The following is a 5,137-nucleotide window of genomic DNA, read 5'->3' as shown; positions in this document are numbered from 1 at the left end:
CGACTCACCCTTGATCGGGTGCGGCGCTGCTGTTTTCGAGACCCGTCGTTTCGAGGCCGTCGCTTCGAGGCCCGGGTAGCATCGCACCCCGCTACCGTCGGGTAGCGGGGTGCGGTGCTACCTCAGAAGTGGGTTCCGAGGTGGTTGATGCCCGCGATCATGGCGCGGATGGCGGATTCGGCGCCGTCGTCGGCGAGGGCGGCGCCCCAACCGCGGCGGTTGTTGAACTCGCATTGGACGAAGGTGGCGATGCCGTCGTCGGTGCGGCGCTGGTGGAAGGCGAGGAGCTCGACCGGGTAGCCCTCGTCGTAGAGGGCCGAGGTCAGCGTCGCCACCGGGCTGCCCGCCGCCACGACGGTGCGCAGGTGGTCGGCGATCTCGAGGGTCGCCGTGTAGCGCCCGCCGGGTCCGTGGTGCCCGATGGGCGTCCACTCACTGAGTTTGACCGGGCCTTCGTGTTCGCAGTACCGGTCGTAGAACTCGGCGGGGGTGAGGTCGCGGCATTCGGCCCGCAGGCTCGCGGGGGCAGCGGCGATGAACGTGTGGGTATCGATGGTGATGGTCATGGTGAGGTTTGGTCTTCCCGAATCTTCCGAGGAATGGCAGAGGGGACCAGCGAAAATCAAAGAGCAGAGTGGCCGCAGCGAGGGGGCCGGTCCGAATCAGACCCCGCTACGGCGGGCTACTACGAGAATTCGCGCCACAGCCACCATCGCGGTGAGCGGAAGAAGCGCGGCGCGGTCGCGGTCGGCGACGTCGAGCGCTGCGCTGCGGCTGTAGGCGGGATTCGGCACGGCGTCGAGCTTAAGGGGACATCTCGGGGATAGCAACCATATTCCGCGCCGACCCACGAGTAACTTTCACCACGGTCGCAGCGGCATGCCTGCGGGACTCTCCGACCCCCTTCCACGACAATGGGCAAATCAGCAGCTAATCAACGGAAGAGGTGCCATGACCGATCCCACGATCCAGCGCACCATCGACCATCTCCTCCGCTGCCACCGCGCCTGCCGACACCAGATCCACGCCAGTCCGGATCCCGACGCGGCCCACGTGGATCGGCGGCATACCGCCATGCTGACCGATGTGTCCGAACTGAGCCGCCACACGGCCGACCTGCTGGACCGCGACTCCCCCTGGGCAGCGTGGCTGTGCGAATTGACCCGCGACGCCTGTATCGACCTCGCCGAGCAGTGCGAACAGTACGGTGAGCGGGCCTGCGCGGACATCTGCCGTGCCACCGCGCTGGCCTGCGCGTCGATAGCGCCGAGCACCCTCCCGCAACACTCCTGACCGTCCACCGACGACCGCGCGCGCCACATTCCGGCGTGCAGCCGGAAACCGGTACGCCCCCGGCCGATAACGCCGAAACGCGGCCGCGCGCCCGACCCACGGGCGATCCGATCAGAGACTGTTCCGATTCACTCTGTCGATCCCGCGGCGGCGTCCGCCGATCACTCGATCCACCCCGCCACACGCCCGGTTGTGCCGGCCGCGACACACCGATTCATGCGGCGCACCGCCCGTGCACGAGATACTCGCGGGCGGTGCGCGCCACGGTCGGTCAGTGCGCGGCCGCGTCCCAGCTGCGGCCCACGCCCACCGACACCTCGAGCGGCACCGAAAGGTCGATGGCCTTCGACATATGTTCGCGGGCAAGTGATTCCAGCGCCTCACGCTCCCCCGACGCCACCTCGAAGACGAGTTCGTCATGAATCTGCAGGAGCATGCGCGACTTCAGGCCCGCGTCCCGGATGGCCCGCTGGGTGTCGATCATGGCGACCTTGATGATGTCGGCGGCCGTGCCCTGGATGGGCGCGTTGAGCGCCATGCGTTCGGCTGCCTCGCGGCGCTGGCGATTGCTGGAGTCCAGGTCCGGCAGGTAACGACGACGGCCGAACAGGGTTTCGGTGTAACCCACCTTGCGCGCCTGCTCGACGGCGTCGCGCAGATAGTCGCGGATGGCGCCGAAACGGTTGAAGTACACCTCCATCTGCGCCTTGGCCTCCTCGGCGCTGATCTTCAACTGCTGCGACAGGCCGTAGGCGGACAGACCATAGGCCAGGCCGTAGGACATGGCCTTGATGCGGCGACGCATTTCCGGGTGCACCTCCGACAGCGGAATGTCGAACGCCTTGGACGCCACGAAGGTGTGCAGGTCCTCACCGGAGTTGAACGCCTCGATCAGGCCCTCGTCCTTGGACAGGTGCGCCATGATCCGCATTTCGATCTGGCTGTAGTCGGCGGTCATGAGCGATTCGAAGCCGGGGCCGACCACGAAGGTGTCGCGGATGCGGCGGCCGGTGTCGGTGCGGATCGGGATGTTCTGCAGATTCGGCTCGGTGGACGACAGTCGCCCGGTGGCGGCGATGGTCTGATTGAAGGTGGTGTGGATGCGCCCGTCGTCGGCGACGGATTTGAGCAGGCCGTCCACGGTCACCTTGAGCCGGGTGGCGTCGCGATGCTCGAGCAGATGTTGCAGGAACGGGTGCTGGGTCTTCTCGTACAGGCCCTCCAGCGCGTCGGCGTCGGTGGTGTAGCCGGTCTTGGTGCGCTTGGTCTTGGGCATATCGAGCTTGTCGAACAGCACCACCTGCAACTGCTTGGGCGAGCCGAGGTTGATCTGCTCGCCGATCACCTCGTAGGCATTGTTCGCGGCCTCGGCGACCCGGTCGGCGAATTCGCGCTGCAACTGTTCGAGCTGATCGGCGTCGACGGCGATACCGGCCTGTTCGAGATCGGCGAGCACGGCCAGCAGCGGCAGTTCCATATCGCGCAGCAGGGCGGTGGACTCGATGCGCTCGAGTTCCTCGTCGAAGGCGGCGGCGAGGTCGGAGACCGCCTGGGCGCGCAGGATCTCGGCCTTGGCGAGCTCCTCGTCGACCTGGTCCTCGTCGTCGAGCAGGGACAGCTGGGCCGCGCCCGAATCCTCCACTCGCAGTTCGCGCTTGAGGTAGCGCAATGACAGATCATCGAGGGTGAAGGTGCGCTGGCCCGGCCGGACCAGGTAGGCGGCCAGGGCGGTGTCGCTGGTGAGGCCGCCGAGGGTCCAGCCGCGGGCGCGCAGGGCGTGCATGGCGGCCTTGGCCTCGTGCAGGGCCTTGGGGGTCTCCGGATCGGCGAGCCAGGCGCCGAGCGTGGCCTCGTCCTCCGGGGTGAGGGCGTGGACGTCGAGGTAGCCGCCCTCGCCGTCGGCGGCCGCGATGGCGATGGCCTTGGTGTCGCCATTGACCGGATTGCCGACGCCGACCACCGAAACGCCGTGGCGCTGACCGGCTTTGGCGTGTTCTGCCAGCCAGTCGGCGACCGAGCCCGGAGCCAGGGTGCCGCCGCTGATCTCGAATCCGGCCTCGGCCTCGGGTTCCACCGGGGCGAGGGTGTCGAACAGGCGGTCGCGCAGGACGCGGAATTCCAGATCGTCGAACAGGGAGTGGATCTTCTCCCGGTCCCACGGCTGCATGGCCAGCTGGTCGGGGGTGTAGGGCACCGGCACATCGCGCACCATCTCGGTGAGCTGCCGGTTGAGCACCACACTGGACAGGTTGGCGCGCAGCGCGTCTCCCACCTTGCCCTTGACGGTGTCCACCTTGTCCACCAGTGCGGCCAGGTCGCCGTATTCGCGCACCCATTTGGCGGCGGTCTTCTCGCCGACGCCGGGAATGCCGGGCAGGTTGTCGCTCGGGTCGCCGCGCAGCGCCGCGAAATCGGGATACTGCGCCGGGGTGAGCCCGTACTTCTCCTCCACCGCCGCCGGGGTGAACCGGGTCAGCTCGCTGACGCCCTTCTTCGGGTACAGCACGGTGACATCGTCGTTGACCAGTTGCAGCGAATCCCGGTCGCCGCTCACGATCAGCACCCGGTATCCCTGCGGCACCGCCTGCGTGGTGAGCGTGGCGATGATGTCGTCCGCCTCGTACCCTTCCATCGCCATGGTGGGAATCCCGAGCGCCCCCAGCACCTCCTGGGTGATCTCCACCTGCCCCCGGAACTCGTCCGGCGTGGTGATCCGGTTCGCCTTGTACTCCGGATACGCCTCGGTCCGGAACGTCTTCCGGTTCACGTCGAACGCCGCCGCCACATGCGTGGGCTTCTCGTCCCGCAGCAGATTGATCAGCATCGCCGTGAACCCGTACACGGCATTGGTGGTCTGCCCGCTCTGCGTCTTGAAATTCTCCGCCGGCAGCGCGTAGAACGCCCGATAAGCCAGCGAATGCCCATCCAGCAGCAACAACGTAGGCCGCTCCCCCACATCGGCGGTAGCGGTGGACGCAGCACTCGGACGCTGATCGATAGAGGCAGGAGTCACGCCCCAGAGTCTAGGGACGTCCACCGACAACCGTACGCACCGGGCGCGAACCGGTCCCGACGCCGACCGAATCGGTGCACTCCCACCGCCACCGGCCCGCCGACGACTCGGCATCGGACCGGTCGTCGCCGTATCCTCACAGCCGTGTGCGACCGGGCCGCGGCATTGCGTGAACTGTACGACGTGTTCGCACGGATCCCACGCCCCGACGTGATCGAGGGCTGCCCGCACTGCGTCGCACCGGACGAGGGACGCTGTCTACTGAATGAGCCGATCCGATCGCTCACGCCGGAGGCGTTGGCCCGATACGCCGCCAAGGCGATGAGTACCTGGGGCGGCGTCGACGACTTCCGCTACCTGCTGCCCCGGTTGCTGGAGCTGGCGGCCGACGACGCCTTCGCCTATCCGGATCCCGAAATCGTGTTCGGGAAACTCGAATACGGCCGCTGGCTCGAGTGGCCGGCCGCCGAGCGGGTCGCCATCGAGCGATTCCTGCGCGCCTGGTGGCGCGATACGCTGGCGTCCTATCCCACCCTGCCCAGCGCCGACACCGTGCTCTGCTCGATCGCCGCCACCGGCCTGGACCTGGAACCGTTTCTCGCGGAGTGGGCGGCATCCGACGGTCCGGCAGCGCAGGCGCAGCTGCTGGAGCTGGCGGCCGGGCGGGAGTGGCGCAGCTCGTACTGGTCGGGGGCGGCGGCGGGGCGGTTGAACGCGTGGTTGGAGCGGCTCGGTTTGGGGTGATGGAAAAGCGATTTCGTCCCGGCGCGTGATGTTGGTACGGTAGTCGCGCGCAACGAAGGGGCGTAGCTCAATTGGCAGAGCAGCGGT

General features: G+C 67.7%; 4 protein-coding genes. 2 read left to right on the top strand and 2 right to left on the bottom strand.

Annotated elements, in window-relative coordinates; all coding sequences use genetic code 11:
• Positions 1 to 122: 122 nt before the first annotated feature.
• Positions 123 to 566, bottom strand: a complete 444-nt coding sequence (locus tag QK444_RS32270; RefSeq protein ID WP_282785845.1) for a 2-keto-3-deoxygluconate kinase — start codon at positions 564 to 566, stop codon at positions 123 to 125.
• A 385-nt stretch (positions 567 to 951) separates the two neighbouring features.
• Here QK444_RS32270 and QK444_RS32265 point away from each other — a divergent pair, with 385 nt between their 5' ends.
• Positions 952 to 1,293, top strand: coding sequence for a hypothetical protein (locus tag QK444_RS32265; RefSeq protein ID WP_282785844.1), 342 nt, complete (start codon positions 952 to 954; stop codon positions 1,291 to 1,293).
• A 271-nt stretch (positions 1,294 to 1,564) separates the two neighbouring features.
• Here QK444_RS32265 and polA read toward each other — a convergent pair whose 3' ends face one another.
• Positions 1,565 to 4,306 (bottom strand): DNA polymerase I, encoded by a 2,742-nt coding sequence (gene polA, locus QK444_RS32260; protein ID WP_282785843.1) that lies wholly within the window; start codon positions 4,304 to 4,306, stop codon positions 1,565 to 1,567.
• Positions 4,307 to 4,450: 144 nt separating this feature from the next.
• Between polA and QK444_RS32255 the strand changes: the two genes are divergently transcribed.
• On the top strand, positions 4,451 to 5,050 hold the full coding sequence (locus QK444_RS32255; RefSeq protein WP_282785842.1) for a hypothetical protein: 600 nt from the start codon (positions 4,451 to 4,453) through the stop codon (positions 5,048 to 5,050).
• The last annotated feature ends 87 nt before the right edge of the window (positions 5,051 to 5,137 follow it).

Source organism: Nocardia sp. CC201C (assembly GCF_030010695.1).
Lineage (GTDB): Bacteria > Actinomycetota > Actinomycetes > Mycobacteriales > Mycobacteriaceae > Nocardia > Nocardia otitidiscaviarum.
The sequence above is the reverse complement of the archived record's forward strand: the minus strand, read 5'-3'. Positions and strand labels throughout refer to the sequence as shown.

Bases quoted from the DNA above. Each gene is read 5' to 3' on its own strand.
- QK444_RS32270 (WP_282785845.1), bottom strand. From the start codon at position 566: ATGACCATCACCATCGATACCCACACGTTCATCGCCGCTGCCCCCGCG.
- QK444_RS32265 (WP_282785844.1), top strand. From the start codon at position 952: ATGACCGATCCCACGATCCAGCGCACCATCGACCATCTCCTCCGCTGC.